The organism is Epilithonimonas tenax DSM 16811, assembly GCF_000428485.1.
GTDB lineage: Bacteria > Bacteroidota > Bacteroidia > Flavobacteriales > Weeksellaceae > Epilithonimonas > Epilithonimonas tenax.
Genome location: NZ_AUAA01000083.1, coordinates 1 through 2,954, shown reverse-complemented (window position 1 = coordinate 2,954; position 2,954 = coordinate 1). Strand labels below are relative to the sequence as shown.

General features: G+C 28.6%; 3 protein-coding genes. All 3 read left to right on the top strand.

The window, feature by feature from the left end; genetic code table 11:
• The first annotated feature begins 324 nt into the window (after nucleotides 1-324).
• The 3 genes from F564_RS0117455 (at nucleotide 325) to F564_RS0117445 (ending at nucleotide 2,778) form a co-directional block, all read left to right on the top strand.
• Nucleotides 325-924 carry a hypothetical protein gene (locus tag F564_RS0117455; RefSeq protein WP_028123711.1) on the top strand — a complete coding sequence of 200 codons (600 nt, stop codon included), beginning with the start codon at nucleotides 325-327 and terminating at the stop codon, nucleotides 922-924.
• 148 nt (nucleotides 925-1,072) lie between these two features.
• On the top strand, nucleotides 1,073-1,798 hold the full coding sequence (locus tag F564_RS0117450) for a DUF6088 family protein (RefSeq protein ID WP_028123710.1): 726 nt from the start codon (nucleotides 1,073-1,075) through the stop codon (nucleotides 1,796-1,798).
• Complete coding sequence (locus F564_RS0117445) at nucleotides 1,795-2,778, top strand: nucleotidyl transferase AbiEii/AbiGii toxin family protein (RefSeq protein ID WP_028123709.1); 984 nt, start codon at nucleotides 1,795-1,797, stop codon at nucleotides 2,776-2,778. The genes F564_RS0117450 and F564_RS0117445 overlap by 4 nt, the downstream gene beginning before the upstream one ends.
• The last annotated feature ends 176 nt before the right edge of the window (nucleotides 2,779-2,954 follow it).

Here is a 2,954-nt window from a genome sequence, read left to right as displayed (position 1 = left end):
TGAAAGCAGGATCATAGATTTTTCGTTCTTGTTTCATATCTTAAAATTAAGGTTTTATGCTTAACTTTTACTGGACGTTAAATTAGTATATCCAGGTCACTATTTCATATTTGTCGTTTTGAACAAGATTGGAGAACAGCCAACTTTTTACATCATTGATTGTGAATCTATTCTATTAAACTTAGAAAAATTTTATGGATCAAGTATTGGTTCAAAAAGAGAAACAATTAATTATGGTTCACTAAAATTATTTAAAGACAATTGGCACATTTTAGATAAGATATAAATTAGTACAAATTATATATAAAGAATTAAAAAGCAATTATGAATGAAATTAAAATTCTAACTAAATCTAAATTAGATAAAATTAAAAATAATCCTGAATCGTCTGGATTAGCTTATGAACTTTATGGAAAATCAAAAAACATTCTTGATTATACAGATAAAGAAATTTCCGAAATGGCATTTGGAATTTACTTACACAAAAAAACTTTATTAGTTGATGGTGATTATTTCATTTGTCTAAATGATGTGATTAAAATAGAATGTGAACTATATGATGTTTCGTATATACAGAAACCTACTTTAGAAACCTGGAAAGATAATAGTTGCAATGCAATCAGTAATATTAGAACATTTTATATAAAAGACTATTTTTTAATTACCAATAATAATAAAGATCCTAATTTTAATAGACATAAAATAACAAGATATCTAACCCGAATTGGTTTTTTAAGACATGGCAGAGGAAAATTTAGAGGATACTTCAGTATTTCTAATGATTATAAGACCATTCAAAATGGATTATTCCCTAAAGATTTATATCACCCAATAAAGAGATATATTAATGGGCTTTTCTTTTATGATGATTATAAGATTTCAGATTTTGAGGTAATAAGTTCTATAAAATTTATCGCCCACTAAGTAGATATAAGGTAGTCACCGTAGCTTTGCAACTAATGTTGCAAAGCTACGGTGACTACCTATAACCTCCAAATAAATTATCAATTTTGTCCAGTTTTTTTAGTAAATAACTGGACATTTTGCTATATTTGTTTCAATGTATACATGTATGAAAACATCTGATATTGTTAAAGTAAAGATTGATAGATTAGCTACTGGATATATTTTCACCTATAAGGACTTTACCCTATCGGTGGAAAACAAAGAAGCTATTATAAAAGCTTTAAATAGATTGGTAGAAAAGGGTAAGATCAAAAAGATATCAAAGGGGAAATTTTATAAACCGGAGTCAACTGTATTTGGTGAGCTACTTCCAGATCAATATCAAATTGTAAAAGATCTGTTGGAAGAAAATAATAAAATCACTGGATATCTTACTGGTTATAGCATATATAACTCTTTGGGACTTACGACTCAAGTAAGTAACACCATACAAATTGGAAAAAATAACACAAGACCATTTTTAAGAAGAGAGAGATATATAATTAATTTTATCAAACAACCTAACATTATAAACAACGAAAATATCCCCTACTTGCAGTTCTTGGATTGCTTAAAATTTATTAAAAAAATCCCCGATACCCCAATCGAGAAAGCAATTGGACGTTTACTATCTATAGCATCTGATTACAAAATGAAAGATATAGAGCAATTGGTAAGGCTGGTTCAGAAGTACCCGCCCTCTACCCGATCACTATTAGGAGCTTTACTGGATGAACTCCAGTTGGAAAACTATTCTGACAGTATTCTTAAAACCTTGAATCCAATCACAAAATATAAGTTTATGGGAATTGGAAATATTTTAAAACAATCAAAAAAATGGAATCTCATATGAATTTACATAAAGATAAAAAATTATTTGAACAAGCCATACGGTTTACTGCAGATAAAATGAAGATACGCTCTATTTATGTGGAAAAGGATTACTGGGTTACATTAGCTCTATATAAAATCCATCAGAATACTATTGGAAAAGATGTGGTATTCAAAGGAGGTACAGCATTATCAAAATGCTATAAATTAATAGAAAGATTCTCGGAAGATATAGATTTGGTTGTTTTGAGAAACGAAAATGAGACAGACAGTAAATTGAAGACTAAACTTAAAGCAGTAAGTCTCGCAATCGAGGATGAGCTTCCAGAAATTGAAGTTGATGGAATAACGAAAAAAATGGGAATGAATCGAAAAACAGCTCATTTCTATAATAAGCTATTCAAAGGAGACTTTGGACAAGTTAGAGATTTTATAGTATTAGAATCAAGCTGGCTGGGGCATCATGAACCCTTTAGCAAGAGAAAAATTCAATCCCTTATTGGAGAGGTATTAGAAAAAGATAACCAAATTGACAATGTAAATAATTTTGGAATACAAGCATTCGAAATGAATGTACTTGAACCTTCAAGAACTATTTGTGAAAAAATCATGAGTTTGGTCAAATTTTCATATACAGAGAATCCTATTCAGGATCTTAAAAATAAAATCAGGCATCCATATGATCTTCACCAACTATTACAACAACCAGAATTCATAGAATTTGTCGAATCAGAAGACTTTACAAAAATGCTCTTAAAAGTTGCTGAAGATGACGTTAAAAGTTTTCGTAATAATAATGAATGGCTTAGCAATCATCCAAATGAAAGTCTCTTTTTCAAAAAAATTGATGATATCTGGAAAAAAGAACTAGTACCAACTTACGAAAATGATTTTGTCAACTTATTGTATGGTCAACTGCCTGATGAAAACGAAGTTCTGAATACTATAAAATTCTTAAAAGAAAGAATGGAAAAAATAGAATGGAATATTACTACTAAATAGTTATTAAATAGTTTCAAGAGCAACCCTAAAATACTCTATCAAAAGTAAGTCTTACCTTCTTCCATAATCAAAAAAGAATAATATAACTCGTAGTGCATTATCAAACTAATGCAATTTTAATATTATTCATTTTTCTATTAAATACAAAAACATTTACAAATTGAATGAAAGTTAAT

Bases quoted from the DNA above. Each gene is read 5' to 3' on its own strand.
- F564_RS0117455 (WP_028123711.1), top strand. From the start codon at position 325: ATGAATGAAATTAAAATTCTAACTAAATCTAAATTAGATAAAATTAAA.
- F564_RS0117450 (WP_028123710.1), top strand. From the start codon at position 1,073: ATGAAAACATCTGATATTGTTAAAGTAAAGATTGATAGATTAGCTACT.
- F564_RS0117445 (WP_028123709.1), top strand. From the start codon at position 1,795: ATGAATTTACATAAAGATAAAAAATTATTTGAACAAGCCATACGGTTT.